This window comes from Paenibacillus sp. LPE1-1-1.1 (genome assembly GCF_040676435.1).
GTDB lineage: Bacteria > Bacillota > Bacilli > Paenibacillales > Paenibacillaceae > Pristimantibacillus.
Genome location: NZ_JBEGHY010000034.1, coordinates 1 through 20,216 on the forward strand (window position 1 = coordinate 1; position 20,216 = coordinate 20,216).

The following is a 20,216-nucleotide window of genomic DNA, read 5'->3' on the forward strand; positions in this document are numbered from 1 at the left end:
CCCCCTCAAGATGAGATTTCCCAGTATGTAAGACCCCTTGAAGACGACGAGGTTGATAGGTTCGGGGTGGAAGCACAGCAATGTGTGCAGCTGACGAATACTAATCGGTCGAGGGCTTATCCTAAAACGTTTGAGAAGCAAACTTACATCGTAAGCATACGCTTAAGTTTGCCCCGGACCCATACATCCGGCAGACAGCAGCTAAAAAGGTTTCAGCAAACCTAAACTTTCGTATCCAGTTTTCAGGGCGTAATGTTCTGACTTTGCACGCGTCCCCGAACGCTGCAAACGACAATTATTCGGGGGACAAGCGTGGCGGTGTAGCTCAGCTGGCTAGAGCGTACGGTTCATACCCGTGAGGTCGGGGGTTCGATCCCCTTCGCCGCTACCATTACCTTTTTAACGTAACATCTGGAGGATTAGCTCAGCTGGGAGAGCATCTGCCTTACAAGCAGAGGGTCGGCGGTTCGATCCCGTCATCCTCCACCATATTTACTTATTCGGTTTGATGACCGGATCCACTTGGAGCTGTGGTGTAGTGGCCCAACATGCCTGCCTGTCACGCAGGAGACCGCGGGTTCGAATCCCGTCAGCTCCGCCATTTTTCTTTAAAGTAAGGCTCGGTAGCTCAGTCGGTAGAGCAGAGGACTGAAAATCCTCGTGTCGGCGGTTCGATTCCGTCCCGAGCCACCACTTTATTTTTCGTTAATACGGAAAATAGGTAATAGCATGGAGGATTAGTGAAGTGGCTAAACACGGCAGACTGTAAATCTGCTCTCTCTGAGTTCGGTGGTTCGAATCCATCATCCTCCACCAGTTTTTTTACACATCATGAGTCATTAGCTCAGTTGGTAGAGCACCTGACTTTTAATCAGGGTGTCGTAGGTTCGAATCCTACATGACTCACCATTTTTTCTAACAATGACATCGTAACCGGGATCCTAGGATTCACGGTTTTTTTTGACTTTATCGAACACAAAATAAAAGGTGCATGCGATTAGGGACAGATAATGTCTCAAGCATGCACCTTTTTTTAATTATCAAAGCTATTTACTGCGGAGAGTAAGCTCGCGCGCGAGTTCATTTACCGTTTCGTTTAATCGAAGCGTAAGTTCTTCATTAATTTCAAAGACAGGTTCTTCATTCGGCTCTTGGGTACGATTAATTTGGGAATCGACCGCATAAACGCCGCTTACATATATTTTGGCGCCCATGGATGCGAGTACCGGCTTAAGGGAATAGTCAATAGAGAGAAGATGCGCGATGGTACCGCCTATAAACAATGGGGCAATTATTTTACCGTCTAGCCCTTTTTGCGGGAGCAGATCCAAGAACGTTTTCAGAACGCCGGTAAAGGAAGCTTTGTAAACAGGGCTGGCAATGATGACAGCATCGGCATTCTCAACTAATTTGTTGGCCTCTACTATTGCGGGACTGCCAAACTTTGCATGAATAAGATCTTCAGCGGGCAAGGATACGACCGTAATAAGATCTACGGCAATATTTTTCTCAATAAGCTGCTGTTCAACATACTGCGTGATCCCGTTTAAACGTGATGAAGCATTTGGGCTTCCGGAAATAATAACGATATTCGGCATGAGCGCACTCCTCTTTCGACTACATAATGGTGAGAGCAAATAATACATTAATCCGATAAGTAAACTATGGATAAATATTACCATGAATGCTGATTTCGGTCAAATAGGTATGATTTGTTTCTTGTATTTTATCGATATAAGGGAACAATGTATACACAAGGTAATTAAACAGAAAAAGGGGTAGTTGCAATGGTATATGGACTGGCGGCTTTGATTAGCTTTGCGATTGTATTTGCAAGCGTACCTCCGCTACGGGTCTTTGCGCTGCGTCTTGGCTTTGTAGATCGTCCAAATCAAAGGAAGATACATAATAAGCCGATTCCTCTAATGGGGGGAGCGGCTATTTTTGTTGGCTGCGTAATTGCTATGTTTATTTTTATAGGCTTCACTCCGCTGACCTGGACCATTGTTTCCGGAGGATCCCTGCTCGTTGTCGTCGGACTCCTAGATGATGCTTTTAAAGCAAAGGGGAAAGACTTTCCGGTGTGGCCGCGCGTGATTCTTTATATGGGTGCGGCATCGATACCGACTTTTTTTCACATCAAAATTGCGGGTATCGCGAATCCGTTTACCAGCTTGTTTTTATCGTTTCCGGACTGGCTCTCCTGGCTCACGACAATGCTCTGGGTATTTGCCTTGATCAATATGATCAATTTTATAGACGGCGTTGACGGACTGGCTTCGGGCGTATGCACGTTATCCGCGCTTACGCTTTTGACCGTGGCCTTAATCAAAGGGCAGCCGAGTACCGCCATTCTTGCCATAATCGTTGCAGGCGCATGCTTTGGTTTTTTGGTGCACAATTTTTATCCTGCCCGGATATTTATGGGGGATGCAGGTGCGACTTTTTTGGGTTATACACTAGCGGTCATTGCGGTTGACGGGACGTTCAAAAGAGCGACGTTCATCACTTTGCTTGTTCCGCTTCTTGCGCTCGGATTGCCAATATTTGATACTGTTTACGTTATGCTGCGAAGGCTGATAAGCGGCAAGGGTTTACATCGCGCGGACAAGCTGCATACGCATCATCTTTTGATGAAATGGGGTCTTAGCCAGGTGCAAACGGTCTCGTTTCTATATCTGATTGCCGCGCTGTTTGCGCTGCTGTCGATCATTCTTTTATTAGCTATAAGCTGAATTAACAAGGCTCATATGGTACAATGACGGAAAAAAGCGATATTCTATACCGATAGGGTATATGCTTTTTAATCATTAATCCGCTTATATGAAGCTGCTAATTGTCAATTGCGCGGATTTAGTATGTGGTCCGTGCACAGCCGCTACGCTTACGGAGATTGGAGATAGAGAAATGAGCACGACAGACTGGTTGAAGCCGCTGGAGCACATTTTGAACTGTCCGGTGCATGCTGTATCGAAATCAATAGCGGAGTGGAACGATTTAATAAGCAATGCCGATGAGGTGTGGTTAGGCGATAACACGGTATCTTCTCCCATAGAAGGACAACGTGTAGAAAAAGCAAGTAAAACGTGGATTGTCATTTCGTCCAGCGATTATGAAGTAGACCTGCTGGAGCTCGAGGGGTCCTCTCTTCAAGCCACTGAAAAAGAGCTGATTAGTTGGACGCTGCGGCTTAACCGGGGAACGCTTGCCGAGAAAAAAAGCGCGGCGCTCTCTGAAACGGAGAGACAAGCCCTTAAGCTGGGAGATTGGATCCAGAAACAGCTGGAATCAGACGAGCCTGCTTATTCATTACCGGACCATCTTACGGTCGGCAGCCGTTTATTCAATGAAATGATTCCTTTTTTGCTCGTAACGGAACAGCAGGGTACCCAGCAAGCTACCTATTCGGGGCTGGAAAAGCTGCTTCGCTCATTTATGTCCGATGATATTTTGCTTATACCTTTGAAAAGCCAGGAATGGCTCATATGGGGCTCTATCTCCTTGTTAAGGGATGAGGATTCGGATGCCTTTGACGAACAGGAAGAGGAGTCGCTTGAGGAAAGTCTTGCTTCGATCGGTCTCGGACTGCATGAGATGCTGGCAAGCGAATGGATAGGCGAGTGCCACTTAGCGGTGGCGCACCCGACATCGCCGGCCAAGGGAATGATCGAAACAACCATGCTGCTGAGGGAAACCATTAATCTTGGACGTAAATTCCATGTAGGCACAAACATACATCTGCCATGGATGCTTCAGCTCGAACGGCTGCTTAATTCGATTCCGGAGGCACAGCGCGCCAAATATTTAGAGCAGTCCTTAAAAAGAGCGGATCTGTTCGTGGAATCGGAAATGCTAAGCACGCTGGATACATTTTTTACACTGGACTGCAATGTAAGCGAGACCGCAAAGAAATTATATATACATCGCAATACGTTATTATATCGCTTGGATAAGCTTAAACAAGAGACTGGGCTTGATGTTCGTCAGTTTAGAGATGCTGTTCTAGTCAAAATTATATTACTATTGTACAAAGTTACGAAAAGAAATTAGTTTTTTTGTAAAGTATGTGCATAGTCACAAGCTCTTGCGTGGGATAAGATATAGGCATATCGAAATTTCTTTCTAGGGGGAAAATTATCATGGCAGGCGTACGTTTAGAAGGCATTTACAAAAAATACCCGGGTACTGACAAAGCATCGGTTACTGACGTTAACTTAGATATTAAGGACAAAGAGTTTCTCGTATTGGTCGGACCGTCCGGTTGCGGTAAATCGACAACTCTTCGTATGATTGCAGGCCTTGAAGAAATTTCCGAAGGCAAATTGTTCATCGGCGACCGCCTTGTGAACGATGTTGCTCCTAAAGACCGCGATATCGCGATGGTATTCCAATCCTACGCGTTGTACCCGCACATGAACGTTTACCAAAACATGGCTTTCGGCCTTAAACTTCGTAAATTCAAAAAAGCAGACATCGACAAACGCGTTCGTGAAGCTGCTAAAATTCTTGATATCGAGCATTTGCTTGACCGTAAACCAAAAGCACTTTCCGGTGGTCAACGTCAACGTGTCGCTCTAGGGCGCGCAATCGTTCGTGAGCCGCAAGTATTCTTGATGGATGAGCCGCTTTCCAACTTGGACGCGAAACTTCGTGGACAAATGCGTGCTGAAATCAGCAAGCTTACAAAACGTCTTGAAACAACAACGATCTACGTAACGCATGACCAAATCGAAGCAATGACAATGGGTGACCGTATCGTTGTTATGAAAGACGGTTTCATTCAACAAACAGCTTCTCCTGAAGAGCTCTACAACCACCCTGTAAACATCTTCGTTGCTGGTTTTATCGGTGCTCCATCGATGAACTTCATCAGCGGATCCCTTACAGAACAAGGCGGCGCGCTTCGTTTCAAAGCAAGCGGCGTTGATGTAGTTGTTCCTGAAGGCAAAGCTGCAATTCTTCGCTCGAAAGGTTACATCGGCAAAGAAGTGATTCTAGGCATTCGTCCAGAGGATCTTCACGAAGAGCCTGTATTCTTGGAAGCTTCACCGCAAACAATCGTGAACGCAAATGTAGAGGTTGCTGAGAACCTTGGTCACGAAATGTACTTGTACCTGAACGGTATCGGCACTGACACAGTTATCGCTCGTGTTGATGGCCGCTCCGGTCTACGTGATGGCACAAGCGTTAAGCTTGCGCTTGATATGAACAAAGTACACTTGTTCGACAAAGCGACAGAACTTAACATTTTCGAAGCTTAATAAATAGTATGGAGAAAGAACGGCCGGATTATCCGGCCGTTCTTTTTTTGTGAAATGATCGAAAGCCTATTGCTGGTATCTCAAATCTTGAAGCGAAAGAAAGGCGCTTGGCAGCGGAGCAAACGTTGCGTTTGGCGCCTTTTTCCTTTACGATGAAGACATTAGAAAAAAACTTACATACACCAAAGCAGTTGCCATATGAGGGAGGCCCTACGATGCCGAAGAAAGTGAAAGTATCTGAGCTCGTCAAACAATTTCAGCTCGAAATTATAGCTGGCGAGGACGGAATGAAGCGTGCGATTACGGTAGATGACTTGTATCGTCCGGGTCTTGAAATGGCAGGTTATTTCCACTACCATCCAAGCGAGCGGGTACAACTGCTTGGCCGAACGGAAATCTCGTTCTTGAATATGCTAGGCAGTGAAGAACGAAAGGATCGCATGGTTCGTCTCTGCAACGAGGATACGCCATGCATTATTTTGACACGGGGGTTGGAAGCGCCTCAAGAGCTTGTCGAGCAATGTAACGAGATGCAGATCCCATTGCTGCGGAGCAATATTGCTACGACGATTTTGTCGAGCCGTATAACTGATTTCCTAGAGCGGAAGCTCGCTCCCACTGCAACGATTCATGGCGTTCTAGTAGACGTATATGGCGTAGGGATGCTCATTACCGGTGGAAGCGGCATTGGTAAAAGCGAGACGGCATTAGAGCTTGTCAAACGCGGGCATAGGCTTGTTGCCGATGACGCGGTAGAAATTATGCAAACCTCGGATGCGCAGCTGCACGGCAGCGCGCCTGAGCTTATCCGCCACCTGCTCGAAATTAGGGGACTAGGAATCATTAATGTCATGACGCTGTTCGGGGCAGGGGCAGTACGTACGCAAAAGCGTATCGGCCTCGTCATTAAGCTTGAAAATTGGCAGCAGGATAAACAATATGACCGCCTTGGGCTGGATGAGGAAACGACGCGTATTATCGAGACAGACGTTACGCTCGTTACCGTACCCGTACGTCCAGGACGGAACTTGGCCGTTATTATCGAGGTAGCAGCGATGAATTTTCGTTTGAAACGGATGGGCTACAATGCGGCGCTGCAATTCACGAATAAGCTGACGGAAACGATTGCCGACGATATGGATGAATACGATTGAACCTAAAGGGGATATAAAAGAATGAAGACATTGATACTCAATCCAATTGCCTTCTCGTTAGGTGCAATCGAAGTGCATTGGTATGGCATTATTTTGGGAGCGGCAGCATTAGTAGGTCTGCTGTTTTGCGTGCAGGAAGGAAAGCGGTTCGGCATTAAGCCGGATTTCTTTATGGACTTGCTCCTGATCGGCGTTCCTTCCGCAATTATTTGCGCACGAATTTATTATGTAGCTTTCAAATGGGAAGATTACAAAGGTAATTTTGTTGATGTGTTCAAGATTTGGAACGGCGGAATCGCCATTTATGGCGCGATTATTGGGGCATTTATTTGCGGGTTCTTTTATTTCCGCTATAAGGGCTATAGCTTTTGGCGTCTAGTGGATATTTGCGTACCCGGACTGCTCGCGGGCCAAATGATCGGACGTTGGGGCAACTTCATGAACCAAGAGGCTTACGGCGGAGAGGTTTCGGAGTCCTTCCTGCGCAATACGCTGCACTTGCCATCTTTTATCGTGGATCAGATGTTGGTTCAAGGCGCATATCGCCACCCTGCGTTTTTATATGAATCGGTCTGGAGCTTAGTTGGCATTATCATTCTGCTCATCCTGCGCCGTCAAAAGTTTCTGCGTGCAGGCGAGCTGATGGCGAGCTATTTTATCTGGTATTCGATCGGCCGCTTCTTCATTGAAGCGCTGCGTACCGACAGCTTGGCCTTTAGAGGGCCATCTTGGCTGGCTTCTTTCATTAATGGTCTATGGACGCCGATGGAGGTCTTGTTTAAACAAGGTTATTTGGACCCGGCTTACGGCAACATCAGGATTTCTCAAGTATTGGCTTTGCTCTTCATTATCGGAGCAATCGCGCTTATTATCGTACGCCGCAAGACCGGCCTCGCAACTGCGCGCTATCTTGATCCCATTACGACAACCAAGCCGGAGCGTAATGGCGGCAGCGATGCAGCATCCGTTAATGCAGTCCACAATGCAGGCTCCAGTAAAGAAGACGAAGTTAGCAAGCGTTAGCGCAATCTAGGGAGGTTTACCAATGACGGATACGATCAAAACAATGCTGTTCGATTTGGACGGCACAATTCTCGACACCAATGAGCTTATTATCCGCTCGTTTATCGAATCTTTGCAGGGCGTAGCACCCGAAGGCTTCGGAAGAGAACACATTATTCCGAGTATGGGAGAGCCTTTAACGGATCAGATGAAGCGGTTCTCAGGACTAGAGGATGTCACCGATCTTGTGGCAGCCTATCGCGAAGTTAATTTACGGCTGCATGATAATTATGTGAAATCATTCGATTATGTGAATGAAGTCATTGCAAGACTGCATGAACAAGGCATCCAAATCGGAATCGTGACGACCAAAATGCGTTTGACCACGGAACGCGGCTTGAAATACGTGGGATTGTTCGACTATGTCGATGCCATTGTAACGATTGATGATGTTGTTAATCCTAAACCGCATGCGGAACCCGTGAGCAAAGCCATCGGCCTGCTCGGCGCAGATCCGGCAACGACGATGATGGTAGGCGACAGCGTAGTGGATATTGAATCCGCGATTGCTGCAGGCGCCATAGCCGTAGGCGTAGCTTGGTCACTTAAGGGCGAGCAAAGGCTGATGGAGGCGGGAGCTCATCATGTTATCCATGACATGCGTGATCTTTATACGTTTGTAGGATTGGAGCGGGAGACGCTTGCGCAAAGTTGAACGATATCCAGTGGAAGGACCAAACGCGCTTTGGCAGGTGTATTCTACGGTAAGCCGATTCAAGTCCGTCCGTAATTTCATCTTTATCCAGCTTGCGCGTTACTGCCCGGTCCTTCCGCTAAAAAATTGGATTTACCGCCGATTGCTCGGCATGAGGGTCGGAGAGCATACCGCATTTGCGCTTATGGTGATGGTCGATGTCTTCTTTCCAGAGCGCATATCAGTTGGCAATAATACGATTATTGGATATAATACAACGATTCTGACCCATGAATATTTAATCAAGGAATACCGACTCGGCAACGTCATCATTGGCTCTCATGTCATGATTGGCGCGAATACGACCATATTGCCGGGCGTAACGATCGGCGATCATGCGATCGTGGCGGCGGGCTCGGTTATCCATAAGGATGTCCCCGCTTATGCGTTTGTAGGCGGCAATCCGATGCGGGAAATCAGACGCAGCGAGATGGTTATGCCAAATGAGCATGACGAGAGTGTGCGCAATATTTTAAACTAATGGACTTTCAAATGCTTCGTCCGCGCGATTCGTTTCGCAGCCGGCCGGGGCTTTCTTTTTGGGCAACGGAGGTCGGCAGCCAGCTTGACGAAAATAAGCTTTTCATGCTAATATTACGACTAAACTCTTTATTTTGTTAGCATGGTAACATGGTATCGCTTTAAACCACTAAAGTAAACGAAGGTGAAATTATATGTCTAAACCAAAAGTATTCGAGAAGCCGATAGGCGTTAAAGATTATCTGCCTGGCGCGGTTGCGAAGCTGCGTCATATTGAACGCCAGGTTCTGGCCTGCATGCAGGGCTGGGGCTATGAGCAAATTATTACACCGACAATGGAATACTACGATACAGTGGGCGTAGCGAGTTCGACCTCGGACCAAAAGCTGTTTAAGCTTCTAAACAACCGCGGAACGACGCTTGTTCTCCGTTCGGATATGACGGCGCCAATCGCGCGCGTGGTTTCATCCTTATTGAAGCAAGCGGATTTCCCGCAGCGCTTGTCCTACCATTCCAATGTGTTCCGGGCCATTGAGGAGGAAGCAGGCCGCGAGGCTGAATTTTTCCAAACGGGCGTGGAGCTTGTTGGAGACTCGTCGGCAGAAGCCGACGCGGAGGTTGTTGCGCTTGCGATCGCATCGCTTAAGGCAGCCGGCGTCGAGCGCTTTAAAATTGCGATTGGGCATGTCGGCTTCCTTAACGGGTTGATGGAGGAATCGCTGCCAGGCCGTAAGGATGCGCAAGAGCAGCTGAAGAGCTGCCTGCTGGGCCGCGATTTCGTAGGCTACCGCGAGCAGCTGCGCATGCTTTCGCTGGATGAATCCGTAAAGAACGAGCTTGAAGGCGTTTTGCGCTTGCGCGGGGGCCAAGAAATTTGCGATCAAGCGCTGCAGCTGAGCGTGGATGATCAAGCCCGGAAGTCGATTCGCCATTTATGCGAGATTTGGGATGTGCTGAAGGCGTACGGCGTTTGCGAGCATGTGCTTATTGACCTGACGATGATCGGCGATTTTTCTTATTATACCGGCATGACCTTTGAAGGATATGCAGCGGATCTTGGATTCCCGGTTGTAAGCGGCGGACGTTATGACAATTTGCTGGCACAGTTCGGCAGACCGGCGCCGGCAACGGGCTTTGCGCTTAAGACAACGCGTATTTTGGAGCTATTGGGCGATAAGGGCGAGAGCGAAACCGAGCGGACGCTGATCGTTTATGATACGCAGGGACGCGGCGAGGCGCTTGTCAAAGCACAGGAGCTGCGTGCGCAGGGCATTAGCGTTGTAACGGAGCGTTTGGATGACGGCAGTAGCCTGTTGGATGCCGTGAAAAATAAGGGTGAGGAACCTTTCACGTATAAAGGTATATCGTACACGGCTTTGCAGTCGTTTAACGGCAATGGAATCAAAGGAGGCAGCGCCACATGAGCGGACAAACAAAGGATATTTTGAAAGTGGCGATGCCGAAGGGCCGCATCTACAAGGTGGCGTCGAAGCTGTTCCGCGAGGCAGGACTGCCGATCCCGAGTGATTTTGATGATACGCGCAAGCTGATCATCGAGCTGCCTGAGGTCGGAATGGAGTTCATTATGGCGAAGCCCGTAGACGTTCCTACCTATGTGGAATACGGCGTGGCTGATATCGGTATTGTCGGCAAAGACGTGCTGATGGAGGAAAATAAGGACGTTTACGAGCTGCTGGACCTTGGCATCGCAAAATGCCGGATGTCGGTTATCGGCATGCCGGATTGGAAACCGACAATGAATCCTCGGGTAGCGACCAAGTACCCGAATGTAGCTTCCGCGTATTTCCGTGAACTAGGCCAGCAGGTAGAGGTCATTAAGCTTAACGGCTCGATTGAGCTTGCGCCAATGATCGGACTTGCGGACCGAATCGTCGATATGGTGGAAACGGGCCAAACGCTGCGCGAGAACGGGCTTGTCGAGATGGAGTCGATCTTCGGCATAACGAGCCGCTTGATTGCGAACCGGGTAAGCTACCGGATGAAAAACGACGTGATCCAAGGCCTATGCGACCGATTGCAGGAGACGCTGGCTAAACGGAATTTAGAGGCGGTTAACGGTGATTCCAAGCGCTAAAGCAGAACGCTAAAGCAGAAAGCAAAGGTGCTAAGGCATAGGATGCGGATATTGCGTGCTGTATTTTGCAGATAGCTAAGCAGCACGGGAAATGCATGCTGGATAGCGCACTTAAGCAAAGTATCGGTACCTAAAAGGATAATTAGAATGATAAAGCATGGAGAGTCATTGGAAGGAGCGGATAATATGCGGATTATGCGAGCGGAGCAGTTTGGATTGAAGCGCGAGGTGGAGTATGGAACACCGGAGCAAAACGAGTCGGCCTTAAGGATCGTCGCGGACGTAAAGGCCGAGGGGGATGCGGCGCTGCTGAGGTATACGGAGCAGCATGACCGGGTTAAGCTGGATGCGGCATCGCTGCGCGTGACGCAGGAGGAGATTCAGGCGGCGTATGAGCTGGTCGACGCCGATTTTCTCACGGCGATTCGCGAAGCGGCCGTGAATGTCCGTGTATTCCACGAGAAGCAAATGCGGACCTCGTGGATGGATCTGCAGCAGGACGGAACGCTGCTCGGGCAAATTATGCGGCCGCTGAAGCGGGTCGGCGTATACGTGCCCGGAGGCAAGGCGGCTTATCCGTCGTCCGTGCTGATGAATGTCATTCCGGCGCAGGTAGCCGGCGTGCCGGAGATTGTCATGGTGACGCCGCCTGCAACCGGCGGCACTGCGGGCATCGACCCGTATATTCTCGTTGCCGCCGCGGAAGCGGGCGTCAAGGAGATGTACCGGGTCGGCGGGGCTCAGGCCATTGCCGCGCTTGCGTACGGCACGGCCAGCATTGCTCCGGTCGATAAGATTTGCGGACCGGGCAATATTTACGTGGCGCTGGCGAAGCGCGCCGTATTCGGTGCCGTCGATATCGACAGTATCGCCGGACCAAGTGAAATCGTCGTGCTTGCCGACGATTCGGCCGATGCCGCGTACATCGCCGCGGATCTGTTGTCGCAGGCAGAGCATGACGAGATGGCTTCGGCGATCTTGGTTACGCCGTCGCAGCAGCTTGCGGAAGCTGTTGCAGCGGAAGTAGAGCGGCAGTTGTCGACGCTGCCGCGCCAGGACATCGCCCGCAGCTCTATCGACAGCTACGGCGCCGTATTGCTCGTCGATACGATTGAAGCGGGAATCGACGTCGTCAATCAGCTTGCGCCTGAGCACCTGGAGGTGCTGACGGTCGATCCGATGCGCCTGCTCGGTTATATCCAAAATGCCGGCGCGATTTTCCTCGGGCCTTACAGCTCGGAGCCGGTTGGGGATTATTTTGCGGGACCGAATCACATCATCCCGACAAACGGCACGGCCCGGTTCTCATCGCCGGTTAACGTCGACGATTTCTTGAAGAAGTCGAGCTTGATTTACTACAGCAAAGAAGCGCTGCTTGCCAATGGCGAAAAAATCATGACGCTTGCCCGCCACGAAGGACTGGAAGGGCATGCCCGCGCAATCGAGATTCGCCTGGAGAAGGAACGCGGTTAATGAAGGAAGGGTGCTGAAAGGCGCCAGCCTAAATGACCTATGATGACCTATTTCCGCTGCAGCCTTTCTTAGCTTCGATTAGCTGGTGGGCATTACAGCGGTGACATAATTCACAAGAATGAGGCCAACCGGAGTAACGGGTTAGATTAGCCCGGCAAAACCACTCGAGGTCTTGCCATGAACGATATACTACAATAGGAAGAAGGAATGAAAGTGTCGGAAAATCGGGTACGTGAAGCATCGGTGGCACGCAAGACGAATGAAACGGACATTAAACTTACATTTGCAGTAGACGGAACAGGCGAAACGAAAATTGATACGGATGTGCCTTTCCTTAACCATATGCTTGATTTGTTTACGAAGCACGGCCAGTTCAACCTGGAGCTGGAAGCGCGCGGCGATATCGACATTGACGATCACCACACGGTAGAGGATATCGGCATTTGCATCGGTCAAACCCTCCGCGAAGCGCTTGGCGACAAACGCGGCATCAAACGTTATGCCAGCGTATTCGTACCGATGGATGAGGCGCTCGCGCAGGTTATCATCGATGTCAGCAACCGTCCGCATTTCGAATACCGCGCTGAATATCCTTCCGCGCAAGTAGGCAGCTTCTCGACGGAGCTTGTTCACGAGTTTCTGTGGAAGCTGGCGCTGGAGTCGCGTATCACGCTTCACGTCATCGTACACTACGGCAAAAACACGCATCACATGATTGAAGCGGTGTTCAAGGCGCTTGGACGTGCGCTGGACGAAGCAACGAGCATTGATCCTCGCGTACAAGGAGTGCCTTCGACGAAAGGAGTGCTGTAGCATGATCGCTATCATCGATTACGGCATGGGCAACCTTCACAGCGTAAGCAAAGCGGTTGAGCGGCTTGGCTACGAGGCGGTCATTACCGATGACCCGCAGACGATTGCTGCCGCGGCTGGAGCGATCCTGCCCGGCGTTGGCGCTTTTGGCGATGCGATGCAAAACCTGCGCGAGACAAAGCTGGATGAGGTAACCAAAGCCTATGCGTCCTCCGGCAAGCCGATGCTGGGCATTTGCCTAGGCATGCAGCTGCTGTTCACGGAAAGCGAGGAGTACGGCACCAACGAGGGCCTGAACCTGCTTCCGGGAAAAGTGGCCCGTTTCTCAGGCGATTACAAAATTCCGCACATGGGCTGGAATAAGCTATCGTTCCTGCAGGAGCAGTCGCCGCTGTTCAGCGGCCTGACCGAGGGGCATGTGTATTTCGTGCACTCCTTCCATGCGAAGCCGGAGCAGGCATCCGACCTGCTTGCGACGACCGACTATTACCAGCAGGTGACGGCGATCGTCGGTCGCGACAACGTGTTCGGCATGCAGTTCCATCCGGAAAAAAGCGGAGAGCTCGGCATGCAGCTGCTGGGCAGCTTCCTTGCGCTTACCGAAAACAAACAAGCTTAGCATTTATAAAATATAAGAAAGTATAAATTTTAGCCTTATACGATGCTTATATTTGACCGCAAAACGAGCTTCTGCCGCTAAAGACGGCGTCAGCCGTTTACGCTAATATAGCAGACTTACAGATCGAGCTCGGCTAACGGGCATAAAGGAGAGGGAAACATGCTGGCAAAACGTATCATTCCATGCCTGGACGTAAAGGACGGCCGCGTTGTGAAAGGCGTGAACTTCGTTAACCTGCGCGATGCGGGAGACCCCGTCGAACTAGCGGCTACCTATGACCAGGAAGGCGCGGATGAGCTGGTGTTTCTGGACATATCGGCTTCGGTCGAGGGGCGCGCGACGATGATAGAGGTCGTGAAGCGGACGGCTGGAGAAATTACGATTCCGTTTACGGTAGGCGGCGGCATTTCCCATGTGGATGACATGAAGCGGCTGCTCCGCGCCGGTGCGGACAAAATCGGCATCAATACGGCGGCTGTATTGAATCCTGCGCTTGTGCAGGAAGGCTCACGCAAGTTCGGCTCGCAGTGCATCGTAGTGGCCATAGATGCCAAGTTCAATGCAGAGTGGGGCGAGTGGGAGGTCTATACGCATGGCGGCCGCAAGACGACGGGCATTAAGGCGTTGGAGTGGGCACGCGAAGTGGAACGTCTCGGCGCCGGCGAAATTTTGCTGACGAGCATGGATGCGGACGGTACGAAGGACGGCTTCGACATTAAGCTTACACAGGCCGTTTCCGACTCGCTGGGCATCCCGGTTATCGCTTCAGGCGGAGCGGGCAGAATCGAACATTTTAACGATGTGTTTCAGCAGGCCCATGCGGATGCGGCGCTGGCTGCGACTATTTTCCACTATAAAGAAATGACGATCCGGGAAGTGAAAGACGATTTGCGGTTGAAGGGAGTAGAGGTACGATGACGGAAAATAACCAGAGCGGTCTTATCTCGAAAATCAAATGGGACGAAGCGGGGCTCGTTCCTGCCGTCGTGCAGGATGCGCAAAGCAAAGAAGTGCTAATGATGGCTTATATGAATAAGGAATCGCTGCAGCTTTCGGTGGAGTCGGGCGTAACCTGGTTCTGGAGCCGCTCGCGGAACGAGCTGTGGAACAAAGGCGCGACAAGCGGCCATACGCAGCGCATCGTTTCATTGGCGTATGATTGCGACGGCGACACGCTGCTCGTTAAGGTGGATCAAAAGGGACCGGCCTGCCATACGGGCCGTTACAGCTGCTTCTTCAATGCGGTTGAAGTGAGCGGAAACGAAAACGCATCCTCACAGGCTGCGCCATCCTCTGCTGATCGCTTCGCAACGCTTGGGCAGTTGGAGAGCATTATCGCTGAACGCTACGCTGAGCGCCCTGAGGGGTCTTATACGTCGTATCTATTCGACAAAGGCGTGGACAAAATTTTGAAAAAGGTTGGCGAAGAAGCGTCCGAGGTTATCATTGCGGCTAAAAACAAAGATAACGACGAGCTTCGGAGCGAAACCGGCGATTTGATTTTCCACCTGATGGTGCTGCTGCGCGAGAGAGGGCTTCCGCTGGACGACGTGATCAGCGAAATCAACAGCCGCCATGGAAAACCAACCACCAACAAAATGAGATAGGCAGACGCTTGTTTCAAAATTCATTATAGAAAGGCCGGTACGCACATGTTTATCGATTACCATACCCATCATGCTCGCTGCGGTCATGCAGTCGGCGAGCTGGAGGAATACGTACGGAAGGGAATTGAGATCGGACTCGTGCAGCTCGGCCTTTCCGATCATATGCCTCTGCTGCATGTGGATCCCGCCTCTTATTACCCGGAGATGGCGATGCCCATGGATGAGCTTCCCCGTTATGTGGAGGAATGCCTCGAGCTCAAGGAAAAGTATAAGGGACAGATCGACATTCGCGTAGGATTGGAGGGCGATTACATCGAGGGCTGCGAAGAACAAATCGAAGCCATCGTGAAAGCTTATCCATGGGACTACGTGATCGGTTCCGTTCATTTCCTAGGGGAATGGGATATTACGGATTTCCGCCAAACGGCAGGCTGGGAAGGCCGCGACCGCATGGCGGTTTACGAACAATATTACGAAGCCATCGGCAAAGCGGCGGCAACCGGCTTTTATGACTATATCGGCCATATTGACGTGATCAAGCGTTTTGGCTTTCAGCCGGAAGGCGATGTCACTCATTTGGAGAACGCTGCTCTTGAAGCGGTGAAGCGTCACGGCCTCGCCATTGAGCTCAACGCCTCCGGACTCCGCACGCCTGCCGCCGAGATGTTTCCCAGCCGCAGAATGCTGGAATACGCAAGGGATTTAGGCATTCCGCTGACGGTTGGATCGGACGCTCACCAGCCGGAAAGACTAGGTCAATACTTGGATCAAGCCTACGCCGCACTCAAGGAAGCGGGATTTACGCAGCTTGCGACATTTAATTGTCGAAAATTAGTGATGATTGATTTTTGAAATATCGTAAATTCCATGTATAATATAGAAGATCAAACAAGCTTTGTCGAATGATCCGACAAGGACGAGTACTAGTTCCGTAAAATTAATTGGTTTTAACGCTCAGGAGGGTATCATGTTAAGCGACAAGGTGCGTATTTTTTCGGGTTCGTCTAATCCGGTATTGGCTCAGAAAATCAGTGCAGAGCTTGGTCTGACGCTAGGCGCGATCAAGATGTCCCGTTTCAAAAGCGGTGAGATTTACGTGCACTATGAGGAAACGATTCGGAATTGCGACGTTTTCCTCGTACAATCATTCTCGCATCCGATCAACGAGCATTTTGTCGAATTGCTTGTTATGATTGATGCGGCGAAGCGTGCGTCCGCGAGAACGGTCAACATCATCATGCCGTATTACGGTTATGCGCGTCAGGAACGCAAAGCAGCACCGCGGGAGCCGATCTCAGCGAAAATGCTGGCGGATGTGCTCACGACTGTTGGAGCGAACCGCGTAATCACAATCGACCTCCATGCTCCAGCTATTCAAGGCTTCTTCAATATTCCGGTCGATCATATGACTGCGCTTGATCTTATTAGCGATTACTTGAAGTCGAAAAACATCAAGAACCCGGTTGTCGTTTCGCCGGATGCAGGACGTGCCTCAACTGCCGAGAAGCTTGCGAACTACTTGGATACATCGTTTGCGATTATGATTAAGAAACGCCCTGCGCACAATGAATCGGTTATTACACACGTTATCGGGGATGTCGAAGGTCAGACGCCAATCATTATCGAGGATCTGATCGACACGGGCTCTACGATTGTAAACGTTGTGGAGGGCTTGAAGGAGCGCGGCGCTGAAGATGTATACGTATGCGCAACGCACCCGTTATTCTCCGGCTCGGCCATTGAGCGTTTGGATCATCCCAATATTAAAGAAGTTATCGTTACAGACTCGATCAGTTTGCCGGAATCAACGCCGGAACGCTTCAAAGTGCTTTCCGTTGCCCCTCTGCTTGCAGAAGCAACGCGCATCATTTTGGAGGGCGGCTCCATCAGTACCTTGTTCAAAAGCAATGGCGTATAAGCGCTCATTCTGAATGCTGAGCACATGAATTGAATAGCAATGACGCGGGAAATCGCGGGCGGCGTAATTGCTGTCCGCGATTTTGCCACATATTCTTTCATGTTCTCACGTGTATGGCTATGGTATAATCGTAGAAAATCGGAAGTAACGGGAGGTGCCTTGCCAGTGAAGGAGAAGAAACGTGTTGCCGTAGATCAACAGACGAAAGTCATACCGGTTCAATGGGACGCGACGTTTTTTTTCGAACGTGCGGTTCGGTCACTAGATCGATTCCATTATGACAAGGCACTTAAATATTTTCGTCGCGCCGTGGAATACGAACCGGAAAATCCGGTAAACCATTGCAATATGGCCGGCATTCTTTCTGAAATGGGCAATTATGAGGAGTCGAACCGGATTTTGGGCTGGATTGTGGATGAGCTTGATCCGACGATGACGGAATGCCATTTCTATATGGCGAACAATTTTGCCAATATGGAGCAATATGAAGCGGCCGAGAGCTCGCTTATTCGATATTTAGAAGAGGACTCGGAAGGACAGTTTCTCGATGAAGCGGAGGATATGATGGATCTTCTGCATTACGAGCTTGAACGGCCTACGCGTCTGACGAATATTAAATCGCGCGAGGGCATGGTCGAGCATGATTTGGCTCGCACCTTGCTGGAAGAAGGCAAATTCACGGAGGCTGTGCGCATTTTAGAGAAAATTATTGAAAGCCAGCCTGATTTCCTTGCTGCGCGCAATAATTTGGCCTTGGCCTATTATTATATGGGTATGTTCGATAAGGCGATGGATACGATTCATGAAGTGCTGGAGCTTGAAGCGGGCAACCTGCATGCGCTTTGCAACCTTGCTATTTTCTATCAGCACAAGAATGACGAGCAAAGCCTGCGGCCCCTTGTGGAGCTGCTTGCGAAGACGGTGCCGTTCCACCAGGAGCATGTGTTTAAACTGGCAACCACTATGGGCATCTTAGGAGAGCATGGGGCTGCATACAAGCATTTCATCCGTCTTCTCAAAGATTCCGAGCTGACGCAGGACCCTAGTTTGTACCATTATGCGGCTGTTGCGGCATGTAATATCGGACGCTTGCAAGAAGCGGAGCGGCTGTGGAAGCAGACGATAAAGCTGGATCCGAAATCGGGCATTCCTCATTATTATATGGAGCAGCTTGAGCTTGTACGCAGCGGGGAGCAGACGGCATCCATCAGCTATCATTACCATCTGCCGTTTGAAGAGCAGTTCAAGCTATGGGAAAAGTCCTCGGACGGCATTCCCGATCATCTCAAGCGCGACCCGCTTGTTCGTTCCTCCTTTTTCTGGGCGCTGCGCCATGGCGACCAGCACACGAAGCTGCAGGTCATTCAGGCGTTAGGCATGATTGCCGACAGCGAGGTAAAGGACGTGCTGCAATCATTTTTGATGGAGCGCGATGAGGATGATTATTTAAAGAGGATTGCGATCTTCGTGCTTCGTACGATGGGTGTCCAAGAGCCGCTGCATATCGTGCTTGAAGGGAAAGAAACGGTCATTGAACCGAATCGCGTACCTTCTAGGCTTCCGGTCTGGGAGGATAAATGGCAGGCTGTTGTCGAATCGGCGCTTGGACGCATGAGCAAGCAATACGATTTGGTCCAGCAGCATGATTTGATGACCTTATGGGTAGAGTTCTTGTCACGCATTTACCCGGACGTTCCGAAGCTGGCAAAGCCCGAGGGCTGGGCAGCTGCGTTAGAATATTTGACAGCTAAGATGCATCGGCGATCCATTTCGTACCATGAGGTTTCGGTACGGTACGGGACTTCGATTGCTACTGTAAGCAAGAACGTTAAGTTCATTGACGAGGTTTGCGGCATCAAAGACAAGATGAAGTCGATGAGCTCCGTCTTTTTCAAACAGGAATTGCAGGACGAATAAACTTTTACGAGGTGAATGTCGATGTACAAATCCATTATTATAGGTACCGGCCCTGCCGGACTTACAGCAGCAATTTACTTGGCACGCGCCAACATGAATCCGTTGATTATTGAAGGCCCCGAGCCGGGCGGACAATTGACGACAACGACGGAAGTCGAGAACTTTCCTGGTTTCCCAGAAGGCATCATGGGCCCTGAGCTTATGGAAAACATGCGTAAGCAAGCGGAGCGCTTTGGCGCTAAGTTTATTACCGGTTGGGTAAACAGCGTGGACATGTCGGAACGTCCTTTCAAGCTTCAAGTAGAAGGCCACGGAGAATTGGTTGGCGAGAGCATTATCATCTCTACGGGTGCATCGGCTAGATACCTGGGCATTCCGGGCGAGAAAGAAAACGTCGGAAAAGGCGTAAGCACTTGCGCAACATGCGACGGATTCTTCTTCCGCGGCAAGAAAATCATCGTTGTCGGCGGCGGCGACTCGGCTATGGAGGAAGCAAGCTTTCTTACGCGCTTCGCAACCAACGTTGAGCTGGTTAATCGCCGTGACGAGCTGCGCGCTTCCAAGATTATGCAGGACCGTGCACGCGAAAACGAGAAAATTAGCTGGAGCCTAAACCGTACACCGGTTGAAGTGGTTGCTACCGGCATGGGTGTTACGGGCCTTAAAGTCCGCGACAACGCAACGGGCGAAGAAGATGTTATCGAGACAGACGGTATCTTTATCGCAATCGGCCATACGCCGAACACGAAATTCCTTGCCGGCCAAATCGATACGGACGATCACGGTTATATTCTCGTGAAGCCGGGCACAACCGAAACAAACGTACCGGGAGTATTCGCTTGCGGCGATGTGCAGGACAGCAAATACCGCCAGGCGATTACGGCAGCGGGCAGCGGATGCATGGCAGCGCTGGATTGCGAAAGATTCCTGGAAGGCGCAGTGACGCATGATTGGAGCAAATCGCTTTAATACTTGGCGAGGAGCATCATAAGATAGAGAAAGGGGCTATACCAGCAGAGCGATATGCTTGACGGTATAGCCTTTTCGATAGCCGGAATCGGCACATTTACCAGTATTCAGCTATCTTGACCAGAGGATAAAGGTCGCTTATAGTGTTACAGAG

Annotated in this window: 19 protein-coding genes, 6 tRNA genes and 1 rRNA gene; 25 read left to right on the forward strand and 1 reads right to left on the reverse strand. The window is 50.3% G+C overall.

Annotation, left to right across the window (positions count from 1 at the left end):
- The 7 genes from MRBLPE1_RS23170 to MRBLPE1_RS23200 all read left to right on the forward strand — a co-directional run.
- Nucleotides 1-124: ribosomal RNA gene (locus MRBLPE1_RS23170) — 23S ribosomal RNA — on the forward strand; the annotation flags it as partial.
- A 190-nt stretch (nucleotides 125-314) separates the two neighbouring features.
- Nucleotides 315-391 (forward strand) — tRNA-Met (locus MRBLPE1_RS23175).
- A 22-nt stretch (nucleotides 392-413) separates the two neighbouring features.
- A tRNA-Val gene (locus MRBLPE1_RS23180) sits at nucleotides 414-489 on the forward strand.
- A 35-nt stretch (nucleotides 490-524) separates the two neighbouring features.
- Nucleotides 525-601 (forward strand) — tRNA-Asp (locus MRBLPE1_RS23185).
- A 16-nt stretch (nucleotides 602-617) separates the two neighbouring features.
- Nucleotides 618-693 (forward strand) — tRNA-Phe (locus MRBLPE1_RS23190).
- Between the two features lie 38 nt (nucleotides 694-731).
- Nucleotides 732-816: transfer RNA gene (locus MRBLPE1_RS23195), tRNA-Tyr, on the forward strand.
- A gap of 17 nt (nucleotides 817-833) precedes the next feature.
- Nucleotides 834-909, forward strand: a tRNA-Lys gene (locus tag MRBLPE1_RS23200).
- A 137-nt stretch (nucleotides 910-1,046) separates the two neighbouring features.
- Here the strand turns inward: MRBLPE1_RS23200 and ssuE are convergent.
- Nucleotides 1,047-1,598 (reverse strand): NADPH-dependent FMN reductase, encoded by a 552-nt coding sequence (ssuE, locus tag MRBLPE1_RS23205; RefSeq protein ID WP_364149812.1) that lies wholly within the window; start codon nucleotides 1,596-1,598, stop codon nucleotides 1,047-1,049.
- Nucleotides 1,599-1,787: 189 nt separating this feature from the next.
- Between ssuE and MRBLPE1_RS23210 the strand changes: the two genes are divergently transcribed.
- The 18 genes from MRBLPE1_RS23210 to trxB all read left to right on the forward strand — a co-directional run bounded on the left by MRBLPE1_RS23210 (nucleotide 1,788) and on the right by trxB (nucleotide 20,062).
- On the forward strand, nucleotides 1,788-2,735 hold the full coding sequence (locus MRBLPE1_RS23210; RefSeq protein ID WP_364149813.1) for a glycosyltransferase family 4 protein: 948 nt from the start codon (nucleotides 1,788-1,790) through the stop codon (nucleotides 2,733-2,735).
- Between the two features lie 172 nt (nucleotides 2,736-2,907).
- A complete protein-coding gene (locus tag MRBLPE1_RS23215; RefSeq protein ID WP_364149815.1) occupies nucleotides 2,908-4,050 on the forward strand; it encodes a PucR family transcriptional regulator in 1,143 nt (380 codons plus the stop codon).
- 89 nt (nucleotides 4,051-4,139) lie between these two features.
- Entirely contained in the window at nucleotides 4,140-5,261 is a 1,122-nt protein-coding gene (locus tag MRBLPE1_RS23220; RefSeq protein ID WP_364149817.1) for an ABC transporter ATP-binding protein, read from the forward strand.
- A gap of 215 nt (nucleotides 5,262-5,476) precedes the next feature.
- The gene (hprK, locus tag MRBLPE1_RS23225; RefSeq protein WP_364149819.1) at nucleotides 5,477-6,415 is read left to right on the forward strand and encodes an HPr(Ser) kinase/phosphatase; all 939 of its coding nucleotides are present in this window, start codon (nucleotides 5,477-5,479) and stop codon (nucleotides 6,413-6,415) included.
- Nucleotides 6,416-6,436: 21 nt separating this feature from the next.
- Nucleotides 6,437-7,438, forward strand: coding sequence for a prolipoprotein diacylglyceryl transferase (lgt, locus tag MRBLPE1_RS23230; RefSeq protein WP_364149820.1), 1,002 nt, complete (start codon nucleotides 6,437-6,439; stop codon nucleotides 7,436-7,438).
- 22 nt (nucleotides 7,439-7,460) lie between these two features.
- Complete coding sequence (gene ppaX, locus MRBLPE1_RS23235; RefSeq protein WP_364149822.1) at nucleotides 7,461-8,132, forward strand: pyrophosphatase PpaX; 672 nt, start codon at nucleotides 7,461-7,463, stop codon at nucleotides 8,130-8,132.
- Nucleotides 8,119-8,652, forward strand: a complete 534-nt coding sequence (locus MRBLPE1_RS23240; protein WP_364149824.1) for an acyltransferase — start codon at nucleotides 8,119-8,121, stop codon at nucleotides 8,650-8,652. The genes ppaX and MRBLPE1_RS23240 overlap by 14 nt, the downstream gene beginning before the upstream one ends.
- 193 nt (nucleotides 8,653-8,845) lie before the next feature.
- Complete coding sequence (locus MRBLPE1_RS23245; RefSeq protein ID WP_364149826.1) at nucleotides 8,846-10,075, forward strand: ATP phosphoribosyltransferase regulatory subunit; 1,230 nt, start codon at nucleotides 8,846-8,848, stop codon at nucleotides 10,073-10,075.
- Entirely contained in the window at nucleotides 10,072-10,746 is a 675-nt protein-coding gene (gene hisG, locus MRBLPE1_RS23250; RefSeq protein WP_308996240.1) for an ATP phosphoribosyltransferase, read from the forward strand. The genes MRBLPE1_RS23245 and hisG overlap by 4 nt, the downstream gene beginning before the upstream one ends.
- A 186-nt stretch (nucleotides 10,747-10,932) precedes the next feature.
- Nucleotides 10,933-12,219 (forward strand): histidinol dehydrogenase, encoded by a 1,287-nt coding sequence (gene hisD / locus MRBLPE1_RS23255; protein WP_364149828.1) that lies wholly within the window; start codon nucleotides 10,933-10,935, stop codon nucleotides 12,217-12,219.
- Nucleotides 12,220-12,426: 207 nt separating this feature from the next.
- Nucleotides 12,427-13,032, forward strand: a complete 606-nt coding sequence (gene hisB / locus MRBLPE1_RS23260) for an imidazoleglycerol-phosphate dehydratase HisB (RefSeq protein ID WP_054025926.1) — start codon at nucleotides 12,427-12,429, stop codon at nucleotides 13,030-13,032.
- 1 nt (nucleotide 13,033) lies between these two features.
- Nucleotides 13,034-13,651: an imidazole glycerol phosphate synthase subunit HisH gene (gene hisH / locus MRBLPE1_RS23265; RefSeq protein ID WP_364149830.1), complete on the forward strand. Its 618-nt coding sequence runs from the start codon at nucleotides 13,034-13,036 to the stop codon at nucleotides 13,649-13,651.
- Nucleotides 13,652-13,810: 159 nt separating this feature from the next.
- Nucleotides 13,811-14,569: an imidazole glycerol phosphate synthase subunit HisF gene (gene hisF, locus MRBLPE1_RS23270; RefSeq protein ID WP_110774275.1), complete on the forward strand. Its 759-nt coding sequence runs from the start codon at nucleotides 13,811-13,813 to the stop codon at nucleotides 14,567-14,569.
- The gene (gene hisIE / locus MRBLPE1_RS23275; protein WP_364149832.1) at nucleotides 14,566-15,258 is read left to right on the forward strand and encodes a bifunctional phosphoribosyl-AMP cyclohydrolase/phosphoribosyl-ATP diphosphatase HisIE; all 693 of its coding nucleotides are present in this window, start codon (nucleotides 14,566-14,568) and stop codon (nucleotides 15,256-15,258) included. Before hisF ends, hisIE begins: the two co-directional genes overlap by 4 nt.
- A gap of 45 nt (nucleotides 15,259-15,303) precedes the next feature.
- On the forward strand, nucleotides 15,304-16,110 hold the full coding sequence (gene hisJ, locus MRBLPE1_RS23280) for a histidinol-phosphatase HisJ (protein WP_364149834.1): 807 nt from the start codon (nucleotides 15,304-15,306) through the stop codon (nucleotides 16,108-16,110).
- A 115-nt stretch (nucleotides 16,111-16,225) separates the two neighbouring features.
- Nucleotides 16,226-17,176 (forward strand): ribose-phosphate diphosphokinase, encoded by a 951-nt coding sequence (locus tag MRBLPE1_RS23285; protein ID WP_308996234.1) that lies wholly within the window; start codon nucleotides 16,226-16,228, stop codon nucleotides 17,174-17,176.
- 165 nt (nucleotides 17,177-17,341) lie between these two features.
- Nucleotides 17,342-19,093 carry a tetratricopeptide repeat protein gene (locus MRBLPE1_RS23290; protein ID WP_364149836.1) on the forward strand — a complete coding sequence of 584 codons (1,752 nt, stop codon included), beginning with the start codon at nucleotides 17,342-17,344 and terminating at the stop codon, nucleotides 19,091-19,093.
- Nucleotides 19,094-19,114: 21 nt separating this feature from the next.
- Nucleotides 19,115-20,062 (forward strand): thioredoxin-disulfide reductase, encoded by a 948-nt coding sequence (trxB, locus tag MRBLPE1_RS23295; protein WP_364149838.1) that lies wholly within the window; start codon nucleotides 19,115-19,117, stop codon nucleotides 20,060-20,062.
- The last annotated feature ends 154 nt before the right edge of the window (nucleotides 20,063-20,216 follow it).